Source organism: Petrimonas mucosa (genome assembly GCF_900095795.1).
Taxonomy (GTDB): Bacteria; Bacteroidota; Bacteroidia; order Bacteroidales; family Dysgonomonadaceae; genus Petrimonas; species Petrimonas mucosa.
The window spans coordinates 3,493,220-3,510,808 of sequence record NZ_LT608328.1; the positions used below are offsets into that span (position 1 = coordinate 3,493,220).

Annotated in this window: 11 protein-coding genes; all 11 read right to left on the reverse strand. The window is 40.7% G+C overall.

Annotated elements, in window-relative coordinates; genetic code table 11:
* Window positions 1–4: 4 nt before the first annotated feature.
* The 11 genes from ING2E5A_RS13970 to ING2E5A_RS14020 all read right to left on the reverse strand — a co-directional run bounded on the left by ING2E5A_RS13970 (window position 5) and on the right by ING2E5A_RS14020 (window position 17,448).
* Window positions 5–1,459: a hypothetical protein gene (locus ING2E5A_RS13970; RefSeq protein ID WP_154670096.1), complete on the reverse strand. Its 1,455-nt coding sequence runs from the start codon at window positions 1,457–1,459 to the stop codon at window positions 5–7.
* 147 nt (window positions 1,460–1,606) lie between these two features.
* Window positions 1,607–2,272 (reverse strand): hypothetical protein, encoded by a 666-nt coding sequence (locus tag ING2E5A_RS13975; protein ID WP_071137932.1) that lies wholly within the window; start codon window positions 2,270–2,272, stop codon window positions 1,607–1,609.
* 31 nt (window positions 2,273–2,303) lie between these two features.
* Complete coding sequence (locus tag ING2E5A_RS13980; protein WP_071137933.1) at window positions 2,304–4,217, reverse strand: rhamnogalacturonan lyase domain-containing protein; 1,914 nt, start codon at window positions 4,215–4,217, stop codon at window positions 2,304–2,306.
* A 30-nt stretch (window positions 4,218–4,247) separates the two neighbouring features.
* Window positions 4,248–5,918: an alginate lyase family protein gene (locus ING2E5A_RS15635; protein ID WP_197678507.1), complete on the reverse strand. Its 1,671-nt coding sequence runs from the start codon at window positions 5,916–5,918 to the stop codon at window positions 4,248–4,250.
* A gap of 7 nt (window positions 5,919–5,925) precedes the next feature.
* Complete coding sequence (locus tag ING2E5A_RS13990; RefSeq protein WP_071137934.1) at window positions 5,926–7,296, reverse strand: Gfo/Idh/MocA family protein; 1,371 nt, start codon at window positions 7,294–7,296, stop codon at window positions 5,926–5,928.
* A gap of 25 nt (window positions 7,297–7,321) precedes the next feature.
* Complete coding sequence (locus ING2E5A_RS13995; RefSeq protein ID WP_071137935.1) at window positions 7,322–9,115, reverse strand: DUF4091 domain-containing protein; 1,794 nt, start codon at window positions 9,113–9,115, stop codon at window positions 7,322–7,324.
* A 60-nt stretch (window positions 9,116–9,175) separates the two neighbouring features.
* A complete protein-coding gene (locus tag ING2E5A_RS14000; protein ID WP_071137936.1) occupies window positions 9,176–11,020 on the reverse strand; it encodes a RagB/SusD family nutrient uptake outer membrane protein in 1,845 nt (614 codons plus the stop codon).
* Window positions 11,021–11,059: 39 nt separating this feature from the next.
* Window positions 11,060–14,620: a TonB-dependent receptor gene (locus ING2E5A_RS14005; protein WP_231960399.1), complete on the reverse strand. Its 3,561-nt coding sequence runs from the start codon at window positions 14,618–14,620 to the stop codon at window positions 11,060–11,062.
* An 82-nt stretch (window positions 14,621–14,702) separates the two neighbouring features.
* On the reverse strand, window positions 14,703–15,590 hold the full coding sequence (locus ING2E5A_RS14010; protein ID WP_161942043.1) for a FecR family protein: 888 nt from the start codon (window positions 15,588–15,590) through the stop codon (window positions 14,703–14,705).
* A gap of 371 nt (window positions 15,591–15,961) precedes the next feature.
* Window positions 15,962–16,435 carry a transposase gene (locus tag ING2E5A_RS14015; protein ID WP_071137938.1) on the reverse strand — a complete coding sequence of 158 codons (474 nt, stop codon included), beginning with the start codon at window positions 16,433–16,435 and terminating at the stop codon, window positions 15,962–15,964.
* 44 nt (window positions 16,436–16,479) lie between these two features.
* On the reverse strand, window positions 16,480–17,448 hold the full coding sequence (locus ING2E5A_RS14020; RefSeq protein ID WP_071137939.1) for a transposase: 969 nt from the start codon (window positions 17,446–17,448) through the stop codon (window positions 16,480–16,482).
* Between the last annotated feature and the right edge of the window lie 141 nt (window positions 17,449–17,589).

Consider the following 17,589-nt stretch of genomic DNA (forward strand, 5'->3'; position numbering starts at 1 on the left):
CACTTTACAAGGTACCTCCAATTTCCGCTACATACACTTCAAGTGCACCCAGCGTTTTTTTACTTACCCCATCCACGTTAAGGGAAACAGGGGTGGTTTTACTCGTGTTTGTAGCGATGATGTACTTTTTTCCTTTGTCCCCTTTTATCATCACATGAAGGTCGTTTATAATGGTTGACTCGGTAGTGTTCATTTTGAAAATGTGCACGTTTTCATTGAGTTCTATCAGCATGGGGGTTAATGCATCAAAAACGTACGGTTCTTTCGTAGTATCACTCCAAAACATAACACCTGTTGCCCCGTGTACAATGGAAGTATATATTTGGCATTTTACTTCATTTACATAATCTTCCGCCGACATGCTTGCAGGTTTTGAATAACCGTTGCCATCAAAATATATCCAAACAGGCATATCCCCCACCCCGGCCCTTATCGCGTCCACCGTGATACCTGATAAAATAGGGTACCTGAAAAAATCGTTGTAAGCATTTAATGAAAAGAGATTCCCACTATTTTTATACGCTGCAGCAATCTGCTTAACGTTTTCGAACCACATTTTTTTGTAAGATTCAAAATCAATATTGTTGTAGGAATATCGTCCATTTCTGTCGAAATTATACACAGGAGTGCCGTCATATGCTTCAAAAAAACCTAATAACGGTATTGTTTTATTGGCTCTAGCCTCTTCGCTCAACAGCTCGTAAGGTGGGTCTTCAGGCATCGACGAGTGCTCCTTTAGGTAGTTCTGCTCAAAAAAGAAAGCACTCCCCCTACCGTGCCCTAAAAGGTCGACAAGCACAAGGGGGTCGTTCTCTTTTTTCTTTATTCTATCATATAACTTTTCTCCTATCGAAGGAGGAGTGTAGTAGTGCCCCAAACCGCCCAGTGCTATCTCGTCTATCGTATTATATTCCAAATCAAAGTTCCTAAATTTGTTTTTAAGAACATCTATTCCATTATCAAGCTCAGCCACCAAATTCACATTATTAACATTTTGTTTCAGGAACTGAGTTCCATAATAATCTTTGTCAACCCCCTGTGGTATATTTTGTTTAGCCAAGTAATTCTGAATTCTCCACCTTAAATAGTTGCTAGGTATCAAGATTTTATCAGACATGTAAGGTTTAACGAACTTATCATCAATAATAATGGTGTTAACATGAGCCGTTTTTTCTTTGAAAATAGCTTCGTTTCTACTATCGGGGTCCGGATCGCGATGATGAAGATAGCCCGGGAAGTTGTAGTGTACAATACCGAAAAACTTTTCGCCTCTCCCCGATAGGTTGTTCTTCCTGTACACCCAGCTTTCAGTATCCTTTATTTCAGGTTTAGGATTTTTATCAGGATCTGTTTTGTTATCAACTATCTCTTTATCAGCGCATGAAATATTAATTGATAAAAACAGCATCGCCGCTGTAAAAATCAATGTTATTCTAATAAATCTGTTTATTGTTTTCATTGCATATTTTATTTTACGTGCACGACTAATAAAATGGAATCGGGCGCTGTTTACTTGCATCTTAAGCAATTAGTTGAACGGACAAACTGAAAACGATGGCTAAGCAAACCATCGTTTTCAATTTTTAATTAATACCGTTCTAACTCTTTAAGGGTAATCTGTAAAATATAGCTGTCCCCCGTTAGTACCATCACTAAACACGATGTAATTTGAATCAGTGTCGGCTCGTAGCACTTTAAACGTTGTTAAATCGTTTTCTTCAGGCTCAATGTCACCACCGATAATTCTAATTTTAGCGCCGGTTTTTTCCCCTTCAGAAAACCCACCGGTCCATGTGAGTATATATTGAACATTGGCGTTAGTGATGTCAGTCAAAACCACAACACCCGGCATCACTGTAAGTCCGGCTCCCCCGGCTCTATCGAATCGAACATTCTGTCCTTTCCAAGTAAATGTGGGTGTAGTTGGAGTTACCACCGATACTACGACATCAATTGTAGCTGTTTTGCCAAGTGCATCAGTAACTGTAATAACAGCGGTGCCTTCATTTTTACCGATTATTGTTATTACAGCTCCGGTACCTTCGTTAGATGCAGTTGCAATATTTTCATCCGAAGATTCTACACTATAACCACCGTTTCCGTTTCTAACATGAACAGTTGCAGAAGCCAACTCTGTTGATATAAGATTCAAATACACTTCATTAGACACCAACTCAAGATCCATGATTGGCCTCACGAACTCTTCCGCTTCACATGCCGTAAACAGGAGAATTAGGCTTAATCCCAATATATTATAAATTGTTTTTTTCATTTTGTTTGTTATTTCGTATTATAAAATCTTGTTACTTTTGAACGATAATTCTCATCATATAGGTACCATCTTCGCTTGTTGCTTTTACTTCAATCGCACCCGATTGATCGGTCAACTCGTAAGTATACTCTTCATCCATCTCTACTTCTACATCGTTTACAAATAACTTGGTGAAATGTGAAAGATACTCCTCGGGGCCCACGAGAGTTACATAGTTTCCAATGACGCTTATTGTAGGCATCTCTAACCAATTGAATACATCTCCGGCGGGCATTACAGTTATAGTAATTGTTTTTGTAAAGGGTTTAAAGTTATCATTACCCTCTTGCGTGGCGGTAATTTTCACATCACCGTGTCTTAGCGTACTCACCTTATTTCCATCAAGAGTTGCAATTGCATCTTTTCCTGCTTCAATAGTGTAAGTTACTGCAAGACCCTGATCTGTTTTTTCAGGTAGTAAAATTTCATTCGCTTGATATGTCTCGATATCTTCCAGTGCAGACAATGTTTGATCTCTCAAAGGAATGCTGGAAGCTGTTAGAGTGTTGCCAGCAGCGTCTTTAACTACATAGTTTTTAGCATTGGCCATAGTAATATGATCATTGATTGCTAAATTGCCATCTGCACCATCTAAATTTATCAAAGTTATATTTCCAGGCGTTTTTGAACTTCTATCTGCTAACTTATTAATTACACTTGTAATATTTTCAATAGAAAGATTATTTCCGGCGATATTCAAATCTTCTATCAATTCCAAATAATTAGCTGTCAGTTTTAAATCATTTAATTTATTGTTTGATAAATCTATCGATGAAGTATAGTTATAGAAAACATTTTGCAAGTAATCAAACTTTGTTAACTCATTGCCTGATAATTTAATACCTTTAATACGCCCGTAAACAGTTATATTTTGACTTTCAATAGTATAAGTAGCATCTGAACCGAAAGTGGTAACAGCTTCACCGCTATCTTTTGTTCCATTACCGTTTAAATCTATCCAGATGGAGTTTTTATCTAACTCCTCGGCATCAATATTAAGAGAAATCTGTGAACCCACCTCTTTCTCAGTGGTAAATGATATCTTGTAGCGATCGGTGACTTGTGAAATATCAGTAACTGGTGTAGTTCCGGTTCTTACATCCATGGCAACCCATCTACTATTTTTGAATATTGGATGATCCACGTGATGTTGATGTACCTGATTACCTTCAGGAGTTGATGCACCAGCATTTGAATTAACAAAGTAGAAGTTGCCAGTACCAGTTGTACCCGGTTGTGCAGGTAAATGTTCAAGGATATGGTCAATATTTTCTGATGAAATAAAATTGCGAGAAAAATTAAACTGTCTCAAAACAGGATACTCTCCACTCATTAAAATACCCGTTAAATTATTACCGTCAACGTTTAATTGTTGCATTTTAGACATATTTGATACATCTAAAACTCCCCCAAATCCGTTATTCTGGGCTTGGATATGATAAAATTCGGTCTGACCCGTTAAATCTAATTCTTTGATTTGGTTATTCTGTATGTTTAAATAAGTCATACCGGGATTCTTTGTAATATCAATAGAAGTAAGACCTCCATTATACGCTCCAAACTGTGTTACTTTTCCATATATATTCACTGTTTGGGTTTCTAATTTATAGTTTACCTGTCTATCACTACCCCAGTTGCCCCATCTCTTACCTGCTGCTTCTATAGCATCTTTAACCCCTTCATTTGCATCACGAACTCCGTTGTTATTCAAGTCGATCCAAATACTCTCTTTATCACCATCAAGTGCATCAAAAGTGAGGGTAATATTAGATCCCACAGTTTTAGTTGTGATAAACGTGATACTTGGCTCTTCTTGTCCAAAGGCTAGCCCGGAAATTGACAAGAATAAAATAAAAGCTAATAGTTGTATCTTTTTCATTTTCTTATAATTTAAATTTGTTTTCATCCATTTTATATGTAATGGTAAAGCTTCTTGTTATTTGTAATCTGTTAAAGAAAGTGGCATAAGCGTTGGAAATGTCCAAGTAAAATGATCTTTATAAACAATCGGCCTACTCCCTGCCACGTAATCCACATATTCTTGATTTTTGTATATACCATATAATGCTTCCATCAGGTTTCCCGGCCATTTAGTAGGGCTACCTTTTGTAGGATTATCATGCCACTCCCATTTGCTGGGATCTTTTACATGTTCTAAAAGGAAGTCTACCGCCTTTTGGATGGATGCCCCTTCATTCGACTCCATCTCAAATATGTTTTCGCCCGTTATATTGTAAGCAATCCAAACTGCAGCGGTAAGAGGAGATAGCGAGAAGTAAGTGTACCACATTCCATCCGCGTTTCTCCCAACCTCTTCAGGCATATGTCCATCCGGCGCTATTTTTATGAAAAGGTCTGATTTGATGAGACGAATATTTTCATTCACTTCCGCGTTATTTTCAGTTATCGATGCACTGAGTAATGAAGCATATCGTCCCCAGTCGGCCCAGTTGTTCTTTCTGTTTCGAATGCTGTTCCCCGACTTTTGATACACCTCTTGTACCCATCTGTTAAACTGATTTTGCTCTACTACGCCCCATAGTTCAGTACCATTCATTAGTTCTGCCGCTATCACTAATCCACATGCTGACCGTGCCATTGCTAATTGCCCATCATATCCTGAATAAGATTTATTAATTGTATACCAAGCTTTTAAAAAGTAGAGAGCCTTTTCGCCATACTTTGTATCGCCTGATAAACGGTAAGCCAAAGCCGTAGCATATGCTGCATAGGCATCATTATCCATGCCGGCCACATTTGCCCTGTGGGTTACCGGATCTTGATAGTAACCGGGAATATAAAAATCTGCTATTGCATTATGTTCCTGCTCACTATCAATGATCAAGTCGGCATCCTTAATTAAGCTTCTATACGCGGTAGAATAGGGCTCAACTCTTCTTACAATGTTGTACTTCACGAATCTGAGCTGCTCAATCGGGTGCATATTATGTACACCCGCTACTTTTACCGCGGAAGGATCCAACGTTTGAAATGAAATTTTATCCAAATAAATTACATGGGAGTTATTGTCAATCACGTATGGCAAGACATCATATTTTGTGTTGGGCTTCAAGCCATCTACAATAACATCTGCCTGAAAGTTCTCATTTTTTACAGGGCTAGCCGAGGTAGCCGATGTTTCACTATAATGTACCCCCCATTCTTTGTAAGGCGCGACACGTGAAAAATTAACAATAGCAGAGTTTTCTGATATCATTATCGGGTCCAGCGTAACATTTGGAACCATCTGAGCAAGAGTCGTGAACTGTTTCTCAGATCCATACTGTATAGTGCCATCGTCAACAAAAGCCCGGTACCTGTAAGTTTTGTTAGGAACTAAATTGTTGAGCTGTACTCCAAAATCATTGCCCGATGTCATAGTGCGCTGAAACGGTTTGAATCCACTACCATCGTCGAGCTCTATTCCATATCGTGCAATAGTACCGCTCCCTTTGTCGATAATTTTCCCCTTGCACAAGGCAGTATGATCGGTTACTTCCGACGCTTCCAAAGTCTCAACTTTGGCTGATGTTACTGCCTCCGGTTTATCGCACGAAATGAACACGGCGAATAGGCAAAGAGCAATATATTTGAATAAAATTTTCATGTATCTTTTATTTCGCGAACTTCAATCCATCCAATTGATCCCAATCCCCTCGCGTAAAGTCGGGTATTCTCACCGGAATTCCTCCATTTGATGCTGATATTTCTGTAAGCTCAAAAAGGCACGACCATTCTGCTGCATCGTAAACATCTATGTCGAGAGGAAGGCCATTCTGCAAGCAGTAAATCAATCTATAATCCATTATGAAGTCCATGCCTCCATGTCCTCCCACGCTCTTTGCATACTCGCCAATCTCCGTTATAAAAGGGTGCTCATACTCTTTAATTAGCTTGTTATACTCGTCCTTTTTAAGAAAATTATGAGCATCCGGTTCAAGGGCGATCCCTGGATTGGGATACTTTTGAGCAAAACCTTTTGTTCCGCTCAATGTATGCAAGCGACTGTAAGGCCTGGGGCTGGTAACGTCATGCTGAATCATGATAGTTTTCCCTTTTTCAGTTTTGATAATGGTGGTATTCATGTCGCCCATCTTGTACTCTTTTGCGGCTCTTTCTGAATCCTCTCCAAACTGATCTTTAAGATACTGAGTCATACCAAACTGATCGGATGAAACTGAAACCAGGTAGTTCATTTTATCGCCCCTGTGAATGTTCAAGGCCTGGCAAACGGGCCCCAACCCATGCGTGGGATAGGGATTGCCGGTGTAGTCTTCATAAAAGGGTGTACGCCAATTCGTGGTACTTCTTAGTTGTCCTCTAAGATCATGTATATAAGCACCTTCAACATGAACCAACTCTCCAAACACCCCCTGCTGGGCCATGTTTAACGTGTTTAGTTCGAAGAAGTCGTAGCAGCAATTCTCTAAAATCGTGCAATGCAAACGCATTTTTTCAGCCGTATCTACCAGCTGCCAACACTCGTCCACGGATATTGCCGCGGGCACTTCAATGGCCACGTGCTTACCCTGTTCCATGGCATATACAGCCATGGGAGCATGGTTTGCCCAGTCTGTTGTAATATACACCAGATCTATGTCGTCTCTTTCAACAACTTCCCTCCAGGCATTTTCCCCCACGTATTCGTCTGCCGGGGGAAAGTCCCTACCTGTAATAATATCTTGTGTTCTTTTTACAGCACCCTCGCGTACATCGCAGATAGCTTTTATTTCTACACCCTCCATAAAGGTAAACCTGCGCGACGCTTTGGAGCCTCTGTTTCCTGTACCAATAATAGCTACCCGAACCGTGGGGATAGGGTCAACGGCAAGTTGTAATACATTGTTTTGACCAGCAGGACGAGGACCTCCTAAGTTGATATGTGCATCGGGTGGAGTATTTGCGTTTTGATTCTGTGTTGTACTACATGAAACAAAACTTAAAACTAATATTGATAATATGATATTTAAAATACTTCTCTTCATATTTTAGTAAGTCTTTTTTTCTATTTTATTCTGAAAGCTTGTTTATAACCTCTTTGGCTTCTTTCAGCATCTGTTCTACCGTCGTAGTCGGTTTTCCTATTACATTAAATTTCTGAACCTCACTGTTCAGCTCTTCAAGTTTAGCTAATGATTCGGCACTGTTATTATTTTGAAATTCAGCCTTAAGGATCTTGATCTTTTCAATATCCTGAATCCCTTCTATTAGCCTCTCGAACCGGATAGAACTCCTTCCATCAGGATAAACAAAGTATGTGTCGCCTGAAGGGAATTTTCTAAATCTTGAATCCACAACAGGATCTTCAGGCCATGAATTATAAGCCCATCTAAGCATACCATCGTATCCGGCTGCATAAGAATACCATGCCGAGTAACAAGATTCTGCAGATGGTGAGAATGTGAACATATTAGGGAATGGATCACTGCAGCACACGTAGTATGTGGTTATCAGATTGTTTTTCCTTCTAAATTCTATGTCTTTCTCATTAACCTTTGCATTAACTTTTACTGTAATATCCTTAATCATAGGATAGTTCTGATAGCTTTTATGATTATCTGCTAAAGAAATACCAAGATTAGGTGCATACTCTTCAAGAAGTTTAACTGCTTCGCTCATCATCTCGGGTGATCTCTCATCCATGGCAATATTTGTGATTTCCAGCCAACCTTTTTCGGTAAGATGTTTTGTGAAATCTGTAAGAAAAGGAGCCCATAACTCTTTAAATACTACCGTTCCCGGATCTGCAACAACAGTAATTATAGAATCAGTTGCTGCATCAAAATACTCCAGTTCGTTGTTCCAAGGCAATAGTGAGTAACAATTAATCATTTTATCAATACCAAGATCAATCATAAAGCTCACCCATTTATCAAAAACTGTGTAATCGTAGCTCCATGTGTTATCCTCGTTCTTTGTCCAGATAATCATGCTTTCATAAGCATCATAACACTGATTATGCCATGGATCCTTATTGAGGTTGGTTGTAATTACTTTCTGGCCCGCGTTGGCCAGCATTTGCATCAAGGGTTTCATTTTCTCAAAATGCGCATCGCTCCAAAATTCAAGGCCTGCATAGCGCGCGACTGCCGAGGGGTGTTGCCAGAGATCAAGATGATACGTCCACTCGTAAGCGGGAGGCAAAGTGCGATCCTGTACGCTCAGTGAAATGGGAAACTCTATTAAATCTCCATTTTTTGAGTTTACAGTAAACACTCCTTCATATCTACCCGCGGAAGCGGATGAAGGTATCTCAATTGTGAGCCAAACGGGACGCACTTGATTGGGTTCCATGTTGAACCTGTTTAGCGAATCAAGTAAGTCTGGCATTAAAACAAGTCCAAACTCGTTCTCTTCTTCACGCATTCGGCACACGAAATTTTCCTCTTCACTCATGGTGTACCGCACGAAACGAGCCCGCGCTATGCTTGATTGCAGCGTGTTTCCCTCTGTTTGAAAATCACTAAATGCATATCCTACATTATCTGTTGCAACAGAGCTCCACAGTAATACCTGAGCCGACAAAGTTTCCCCTTTCCAGCCCGTTAAAACGATATTATTTTCCTGTTCTACTTCAGGTAGTATCGAGCGAGGATGTTTTAAATCGATGCTTACTACAGAGCCTTTCAATCCTTCTTCTACGCCACTCCAGTTAGAGAGAGTATCTCCCGTGGGGTCATCCATTTCTGTATGGGTTATTATTCTGCCATTGCTGCTTGTTGTGTTACAGCCGGCAGCAACAACCCCTATGCACAGAAGTGACAAAAAGAGAAGGCTTTTTGACATTAATTTCAGAAGTTTCATATCAGAATTTTAAATACCGGGCTGCTTTAGCTTGTTGGTTAAAGCAGCCCGAGTAAAAAATTAATATCCCGGATTTTGTACGAGCATGCGACTGTTTTGCAACTCATCAAGTGGAATTGGCGCGAAATACATGCTATTATCCCATCTACGAGTCTCAACTTCCGTTCTCGTGTAAAAATCAGCAAGCGTTTCAGCATTCATATCCATTCCATGGAATACACCGCCTTGTCCTCCATTCCCGGCTCCATCGCCCGCTATCATCCATCTTCTGATATCAAAATAGCGTTGACCTTCCGACGCTAACTCAACACGCCTCTCGGCAACAATGGCTTCACGTTGTAGCTCCTTGTTGCCTCTTATTTGAGGTTTAATATCTGCCAACAGAGGAATTCCGGCTCTTTCTCTCACATAATCGATGTAAGTTATTACGCGTGGATCGTTTGGATTAACCTCGTTCAGGGCTTCAGCGTACAATAAATAAAATTCAGCTAATCTCATTAATATTCCAGGCCTATACATGCTTTTAGGATGTGTTCCTTGATTATATACAGATCTATGAACTTTTTTATATGAAAGATATCCTGTTTTGACATGATTTGGGGATGAGTTGTCGGAGTTCCCTCCTTTATTAAACCAAACTTGTTCACCCCCCACGTGCCATCTGCGTCCATTGTAGAAAACATTCTGGTAAAATCTCGGTTCACGGTTGATATACATTCTGAATGTTCCAACTTCTGCATTTCCCGTCAAGTCCTCAGCCGGATCTTCAACAAAACCATCTTCAGAATAAAGTGGCGATTCTTCAATAGGTAATCCATCAATCATGAAGAAATCATCTACCAGTTCTTGTACAACAGCCATATGACCAGTTCCCTGATTACCTCCTCTAACACCTCGTGGTAAATGAAGTCCGTCAAAACCAGAAGGTCCTGTTACATTTCCCCAGTTAACGCTCGAACGTGCAAAAATAACCTCTTTATTATATGAATTATGGAGTTCGTATATACTTCTATCAGCATCAATATTACCGTCACCGTCGGTTACTTTAAATAATTCATAATGACCTGCGTTTGCATAATCAATAAACGCCTGAGAAGCATCAAGTGCTTTTTGCCATTTACTTGCATCATAATCGGGAAACAATCTTTTGCCGTCTGTATTAGTAAGCCTTAGTGCCTCGCCATGTCCTCCATTAAATAGTGGACTTGCGGCATATATCATTAATTTTGCCCTGAGAGCCAATGCCGTGCCCTTCGTGGGTATAGCTAAAGTAGTTTGATCATTTAGGTTCGGATCCCTCAGGCTATTCGCGATATCCGTCAGTTCACTATAAATGAAATCCACCACCTCATCAACAGAATTTCTTGCATAATCAATATCAGTATTCGTTGGAGATTCTACAAAATCCATAATTGGAATGGGACCGTAAAGCTCAAATAATAAAAAGTGATAATAAGCTCTTAAGAACCTTGCTTGAGCCTTTAAAAACTCAAGTTCCACTTCATCGATAAAGTCCGTCTCGCCCGTCTCTGGAATAACTTGTGCTCTTTCGAGAAAAATATTCGCTTGACGGATATACTGCCAGTAGTTATTCCATCTGTGTGCGCGAAAGAACGAAGATGTAGGCTGCTCAATATTCCAATCGGTTGATTGGGCGTTTTGATCAAGCTCGTCTGCTAAAATGGGCCATGGATTACCGTAGCCGTTTGCGCCGAAAACATTGGCCACATTTGGAATACCCAAATATGCATCCATCAACCATCGGCGGGTATCTTCAGGATTACTGAAGATAGATTCATAACTTCTCTGTTCAGCCAACTCCTTTGATACATCCAAAAAGGCGTCCGTGCAGGATGAAAGGAAGAGCGTGACAACTGTTAGAAATAAAAAATATATTTTTTTCATATTATATATACATATTATGTGTTCGTGATAAAATATTTGTTAGAAGGTAACCTCTAAACCCATTGTCCAAGTCCTGGATAGCGGATATCGGGTACCACCACCCCCGGAGTTTCCAATTTCCGGATCAAACATTTTCACCTGATCCCATACATGAAGGTTATAGCCCGACACATAAATTCTGGAAGCAGAAAGGCCAACCTTGCTTAACAATTCTTTCTGGAAGTTATATCCAAATTCCAGGTTCTTAAACCTCAAGAAATTCCCATTTCTGTACCAATACGTGCTAGAAGTCCAGTTGTTACCCGTGTTACTTATCCGTAATCTTGGATAAAACGCGTTCGGATTTTGATTTTCCTGTGTCCATCTGTCTTCAACAATTTCTTGACGAACATTACTCTCGATAAGCCCCCAGTAAAATGGCTGGAAAACCGAAGCACTACTATTCAAATTTACTGTAACATTGGCTACTCCTTGGAAAAACGCGTTAAAATAAAGACCTTTCCAATCTAACCCAAACCCAAAGCCATAGACCACTTCAGGAACTTGAGGATGGAATCCGTCGGGATCATATACTCTATCTTTATCATCAAGCAAACCATCACCGTTTATATCCATATATTTTATATCACCCGGGTAAGTTTTGTCATCCCACGGAGTTCCTACCAATCCATCTTTCAGTTCGTACTGTTTTCTACCGTTGGCATCGGTGGTAATATTAAAATCATCCTCCGTGAAAAGCCTTTCAGCAATCAACGGCAATTGACTTCCATGGTTTACTAATCTTTTACCGGTTCTTTCCATCCATGGATATACCTGCGGAAGCTCGTCATACTCTAAAATCTTATTCCTGGCATACGTTAGGGTACCCTTTGCTGATAACTTGAAATCTCCAATAATATGGTTTAAATTAACACTTCCATCTAACCCTTTATTCGATACGATACCAAAGTTCTGCCATGGATTCTGCCTAAAACCTGTTACACTCAACACTGTATTTCTCCGAAGCAGGATATTTGAACGCTCGTCGTTAAAGAAGTCAACCGAAATGTCTACTCTGTTACTCCATAACCCTAAGTCGATACCAATATTCCTTTTATCTTCAATTTCCCATGTTAAACCGGGAGATTCGAATCTGTTTTCTATCAACCCTGTCTTACTATTCTGTGTCCCTCCAGACGTAATACCCCATGCATACGAACCTGAGTCGCCAAATGTTGGCATGTACATAAACCGGTCTCCTCCGGTAGCATCATTACCTGTTCTTCCTACCGAAGCTCTCACCCTGAGCTTCGAAACAACATCCAGTAATTCATAAGGGAAATAGGGCTCGCTTGAAATGTTCCATGCTAAACCAACCGCGGGAAAAAATCCATACCGGTGCCCTTTCGCGAACTGTTCACTTCCGGTAACCCCGAAATTGAACTCTACTGTATACCGGTTATCGTACGTGTACGTTCCTCTACCAACAAACGATTCTTTGCGAAAAGCTAAAGCATCATTATGCAACTGCCTATGCTGCCTATTACCAAGCAACAGCCCGGTAACAAAGTGAGGGCCAAAATCGCGCGAGTAATCAATAGCAGCCTCCAAGTAAATCTTCTTGGTGCTATTATTTGATGAAGCAGGATTACCAAATTTGACTTCATCCTCAATTTTTCTATAAATAAGATTGCCTTCATCATCTCTACCTTCTGCAAAATATGTAGCAGGATTCTTCGTTCTCGAGTTGAAGTAATTATTATCAGAGTCATAACTTACCATCCCCCTTGCTTTCAACCCGGGAGTAATAAAATCGAGCTTCTGTTCAAGATGCACGCTCGACTGTATAAATGAACGGTACGTTTTCATGTAACCGTGCTCTGTTAAATACACCCATGGATTCTGCCTGTTATTAGTACGTGACGGATGCTGTGGGAAAGTTCCATCGGAATACATGGGGGGTATTAAATAAGGGGGTATACGTGATATTCTGTCAAAAATATCTTGTGTAGATTCATAGGGCCTGTTCTGCGTTAAATACTGTCCACTAAAATCCACCCGCATAAGCGTGTTTTCGGTAACATCAATATCGATATTACTTCTTAGACTGTATCTCGAGACCCTTGCATTATTATCGTATTCCGGATTTGTTTTAAAGTATCCGCTTTCACCGTAATATGCACCCGATACGAAATACCTCGCCCGGTCTGTACCACCCCTGAAGTTTAACGTGTGCCGCGTATTATACGTATTGTCATTAATTAGCGCGTCCCACCAGTTTGTACTTGGGTATAAATCCGGGTCTGCACCTGTTCTGTACAATTCAAGAATTTCGTCGGAAAATAATGCAGGTTCACCGTCGTTTATAAGGCCTTCGTTGTAGAGCGAAAGGTAATCGTACGAATTAGCGTATCTTGGTGTTCGGGTAGGCGTCAGATAGCTCACTTCACCTCGGTAAGAAATCTTGGCTTTTTGTGCACGTCCACGCTTAGAGGTGATTAAAACAACTCCGTTCGCGCCTTGCGCGCCATATACCGCGGTGGCGGCAGCATCTTTCAGTACCGTGAACGACTCTATCTCATCGGCTTCAATATCATTCAAACCTCTTGGTATACCATCCACCAATACGAGTGGCGATGTACCTCCCGCGAACGAGCTGATACCTCTGATCCAAAACTCTGCTTGGTCGTACCCCGGCTCGCCGGATCTTTGTACAGAAATAATACCCGGTAGTTGACCCGCGAATGTGTTGGAGAGTTTACCTACCGGTGCTCTTAACTCGGCACCCTTAACCGATGCAACCGCGCTGGTAACACTCCCTTTCTTTTGTTGACCGAAACCAACAATCTGAACCTCGTCGAGCAGTTGGCTGGACTCAATTAGCACGATGTCAATCGTATTTCTTCCCTCGACAGCAACACTTTGCGCCTGCATCCCTATAAATGAAAACTGCAGGGTTGCCGTGGGGCTCACATCAATAATGTAGTTGCCATCATTATCGGTAATCACTCCCCTCGAAGAACCTTCTACGGTAATGGTAACGCCCGGAAGTGGAAAGCCGTCCTGATCCGTTACAGTTCCTCTAACTGTCACGGTCTGTTGTTGTGGAGCTGCTACTTCTTTCTTATCTAGGAAGATATAATTTTTATCAACCCGGTAAGTTAAAGAGGTGTTCGCCACGAGATGATCGAGTATTTCATAAATATCTCCATCGGATAGATCGATGCTTTGCTTGTTCGAATTCTCAAGATCTTCACTGTTGTAAAAGAATACAAAACCCGATTGCTCTTCTATTGTTGAAATAATCTCTTCTATTGTTGCATTTTGAGCCATCACCGACATTTTTTCGTCTTGTGCATAGCTACCCGTGGCATAACTGCTAAAAACTCCGAGAAGTACAAGTAAAAAGGTAAACTTCATTGTTAGTGAAATTTTTCTCCATAATGTGCTGGAGTTTATTGTTATTTGCATATATTTGTATGTTTTTGATGAATTAAAAAATAACATTCCCCATGTATTCGACTCACTTGGGAACTTTAATTTATTAAAAATATTAATTTTCTTTTGGGAGGTTGTTGGCGCAGCTTCCCATTTTTTTTCTTCTTCTCTCTTATCTTTCATAGGCGCATTCTCTTTTTTCGTTTATTTTTATCGTTTATTTTATCTTCTCTACTATTATTTCTGTATTATTATTTCCGTATTATTACTTTCGTTCCATATAAACCGTATCGTTTTCTATATGGTAGCTAAATTGCTTTTTAAAGTTGATTATATCTACAATTTCCTCGATGGACTGACTGGAAAAGAACTTACCCGTATACACCTCTTTATTAAGAGCCTCATCCATAATCACGAAGGTAACATCATATATCTTTTCTAAACGATTCGTTATCTCGGCCAACGATTTATTCCTGAACGAATACTCGCCGTTCATCCATGAAGTAGTAACTGCAGTTTCAACGTTTGAAATTTGGGTAGTACTCGAAATTTTATTAAACGTGGCTTGATCCCCCGGCTGTAAAACGAATTCATTTTGCACGTCTTCGTTACTTTCAGGAGTAACCAGTTTTACTTTTCCCGAAACAAGTGTGGTAACAGCAACATCATCTACATCGTATGCCTGAACATTGAATTCAGTTCCCAACACTTCAATATATATTTTATCGGAATGCACGATAAACGGTTGTTCACTATTTTTCGCGACAATAAAATAGGCCTCACCATTCAAATAGAGGTCGCGACTTTTTTTATTGAATCTCTTTGGATATTTTATTGTTGATGAAGCATTAAGATGAACTTTCGAACCGTCGGGCAATTCAACCACCGTTAATTCTCCCGGAGATAAACTTTGAATCTCTATCCAAGTATTATTGTCACTATTTATTTTAATACCAACAGCAAGCAGTAATAATGCCACCGCGGCTACTCCCGAAAATATAATCGAGCGCGTCTTCTTTTTACGCTCACCGCTCCTCGACTTCGTGGACTTCATCGATAAAGTAGTTTTCTTCAATAATCGATTCCAGCTTTCGTGCAATTCCTCCTTCTCCGGCCGCTGATCATGATTCGTGAGGTCATAGATCTGTTTCATTTGTAAAAAAAACTGTTTGTTCTCGGACGACTCGTTGTACCACTGCATAAACGCGCGCATTTCCTCCTCCGTTTGAGTTCCATTTAAAACATGTACCGTTATTTCAGGAATATTGTCCCTTAAAAATCTCATTTAAAATTCCCAACTCAAGTTAATAGTTTTCAAAGCGGAATTTCTCTTTTTTTTCGAGAGATACCGTTTTATTTTCTTTTCATCTTCACTGTTTCTTGCACGTTTAACGTGTTGATTTACTTTTTATGGTGGCGTTTTTATATATATTAACATTACCACTCTTCCAAGGCATGGCAATTCCTTGTCATAAACCCTTTTACGACACGAAAGATGGCGATGGACGATTAAGTGAAAATCCGTCATCCGGTCATCGTTGTCGTTATTCGCTGCTCAAAATCACGCCACCCCGCTTTTCGGTAATACTCCTTAGGCATTTTTACCGTGACCTGCCTGCCGGATTTCACCACTTTTCCCGGCACTCGGATAAACCATTCTCGGAAGGTAGAGTGCTCTTGACGCCAAACCCAAAAGTCGCCCCGGTATCGCATGAGCACCGATAAACTGTAGGCAAATGACGAAAGTTGCCAAAGAATATCGTTTACCCAAAAATCACGCGTGATGGTTTTTCCCGCACAAAGCGAGTTTTTGGTTTGCTCGATCCAATTCTCACTCTCTGATCGGGATCCATAAAGGGTATGGAGCTGCAAGGCATCCAATCCTTTCAGGTTCGAGCAATAGCAAAAGTACTCATACTCGGGTACAAATTGTTTCTCTCCAAAATAATCGACTTCAACGGACGGAGGATTTGCGAGGTTGCGGGGGGGGATATCCACTATCCCTTGTAATCTCGCAAATCCTGTGTTCTACGATGTCGCCGTTAGGCGAGGAGTAGAATGCAGGATGTAATCCTCCGTCCGTTCTCCCGACGAGCCGAAGGCGATGTCGGGAGAACTATTTGCTTTACGACACGCACGGCATAAAACATGCGGGGATTCCTCCAACCGCTACATTGATGTGTAAACTGACAGGTCGCCGTCCGTGGGCCAATCGGCTGCCAAGTCTGCCCGGCAAGTAAATCTTTCAGGTTTTTCAGCTTTACTTTCACCAAATATTCATGTTTACCGTCTTCTAACAAATTAAATAATCCACCATTGAAAAAACCGCTGTCGGCCCTGAAAAACACCTTCTCCACCTTTTGGGGAAGAGCGGCCAAGGTTTCTTTGACAAACTCACAAACTCCGTTTGAGGTGTAAGCTGAACCCGGGCGGAGCCATGAATTGACAAGCAGTTTCATCTCCGTGACAAAACATAAGATGGGGTGATAGCTTTTCGAACCCTTCTTATGCGAGTTATAACCCACCTCAGCCCCTTGTTGGTTGCCGTAAACGGTAAATGTGCTTGAGTCGCAATCAAGTGTCAAGCGGCTTAAACCGCAACGGGAAACTTGCAAGCCGGTAAAATCCAATAACAACTCGTGAAGCGAACGGGCGCCCCTTTCACCCAAACCTGTCAAATGGCGGCGTATGGTGTCCTCGTCAATGTTCTTGGGTAACTTCAACAAGCGGGAAACCAAGGCGTCAAAGGTGAAATTTTCAATCCGCTTCAAACGGTGAACACCGCACAACGATGCCAACAGGACACTTGAGAGTATTTGGGCTGTGCTGAAACGGCTTGCATTGTGGCGGATGGTTGGAAAAAGATGTTCCAGCTTGCCATAAATACCGCAATGGTTGATAAAATCAGAGGTTACGCTTAACCCTGAATATGATGTTAATTGTTCTGAACTGAACTTTTTCTTTACTGAACAGGCAGTAAATGAGATTTTTTTACTATTTTTGTCTTGCATGTGTCGGGTGAGTGTTATTTTTTATTTAACACCTTAAAGATAAATACTTTATCTGACACATGCAACTTTTATTTGAGACTTTTAGGTGTCCATCATAATTAAGTCTCTTTATTAAGAAGTTTGTAACTCCCCCTTTATCGT

Excerpts from the sequence above, each read along its gene's own strand:
- ING2E5A_RS13975 (WP_071137932.1), bottom strand. The coding sequence starts at position 2,272 with ATGAAAAAAACAATTTATAATATATTGGGATTAAGCCTAATTCTCCTG.
- ING2E5A_RS13995 (WP_071137935.1), bottom strand. The coding sequence starts at position 9,115 with ATGAAACTTCTGAAATTAATGTCAAAAAGCCTTCTCTTTTTGTCACTT.
- ING2E5A_RS14010 (WP_161942043.1), bottom strand. The coding sequence starts at position 15,590 with ATGAAACAGATCTATGACCTCACGAATCATGATCAGCGGCCGGAGAAG.
- ING2E5A_RS15635 (WP_197678507.1), bottom strand. The coding sequence starts at position 5,918 with ATGAAAATTTTATTCAAATATATTGCTCTTTGCCTATTCGCCGTGTTC.
- ING2E5A_RS14020 (WP_071137939.1), bottom strand. The coding sequence starts at position 17,448 with ATGCAAGACAAAAATAGTAAAAAAATCTCATTTACTGCCTGTTCAGTA.
- ING2E5A_RS14005 (WP_231960399.1), bottom strand. The coding sequence starts at position 14,620 with ATGAAAGATAAGAGAGAAGAAGAAAAAAAATGGGAAGCTGCGCCAACA.
- ING2E5A_RS13970 (WP_154670096.1), bottom strand. The coding sequence starts at position 1,459 with ATGAAAACAATAAACAGATTTATTAGAATAACATTGATTTTTACAGCG.
- ING2E5A_RS14000 (WP_071137936.1), bottom strand. The coding sequence starts at position 11,020 with ATGAAAAAAATATATTTTTTATTTCTAACAGTTGTCACGCTCTTCCTT.
- ING2E5A_RS13980 (WP_071137933.1), bottom strand. The coding sequence starts at position 4,217 with ATGAAAACAAATTTAAATTATAAGAAAATGAAAAAGATACAACTATTA.
- ING2E5A_RS13990 (WP_071137934.1), bottom strand. The coding sequence starts at position 7,296 with ATGAAGAGAAGTATTTTAAATATCATATTATCAATATTAGTTTTAAGT.